This window comes from Vibrio sp. 1-1(7), assembly GCF_013048485.1.
Classification (GTDB): Bacteria; Pseudomonadota; Gammaproteobacteria; order Enterobacterales; family Vibrionaceae; genus Vibrio; species Vibrio fujianensis.
The window spans coordinates 1-747 of record NZ_VHSP01000032.1 but is presented as its reverse complement, the minus strand read 5'-3'; the positions used below and the strand labels follow the sequence as shown (position 1 = coordinate 747).

Sequence of the window (747 nt, the reverse complement as noted above, 5' to 3'; positions counted from 1 at the left end):
AGTCTCTGGATATAGACCCGAAACCGGGTGATCTAGCCATGGGCAGGTTGAAGGTTGAGTAACATCAACTGGAGGACCGAACCGACTAATGTTGAAAAATTAGCGGATGACTTGTGGCTAGGGGTGAAAGGCCAATCAAACTCGGAGATAGCTGGTTCTCCCCGAAAGCTATTTAGGTAGCGCCTCGGACGAATACTACTGGGGGTAGAGCACTGTTAAGGCTAGGGGGTCATCCCGACTTACCAACCCTTTGCAAACTCCGAATACCAGTAAGTACTATCCGGGAGACACACGGCGGGTGCTAACGTCCGTCGTGAAGAGGGAAACAACCCAGACCGCCAGCTAAGGTCCCAAAGTATTGCTAAGTGGGAAACGATGTGGGAAGGCTTAGACAGCTAGGATGTTGGCTTAGAAGCAGCCATCATTTAAAGAAAGCGTAATAGCTCACTAGTCGAGTCGGCCTGCGCGGAAGATGTAACGGGGCTAAGCAATACACCGAAGCTGCGGCAATGCCTTTTAGGTATTGGGTAGGGGAGCGTTCTGTAAGCCGTTGAAGGTGAACTGTAAGGTTTGCTGGAGGTATCAGAAGTGCGAATGCTGACATGAGTAACGACAAGGGGGGTGAAAAACCTCCCCGCCGGAAGACCAAGGGTTCCTGTCCAACGTTAATCGGGGCAGGGTAAGTCGACCCCTAAGGCGAGGCTGAAGAGCGTAGTCGATGGGAAACGGGTTAATATTCCCGTACTT

General features: G+C 51.5%; 1 rRNA gene. It reads left to right on the top strand.

The window, feature by feature from the left end:
• Positions 1–747 (top strand): 23S ribosomal RNA (locus FKN05_RS16515); the annotation flags it as partial.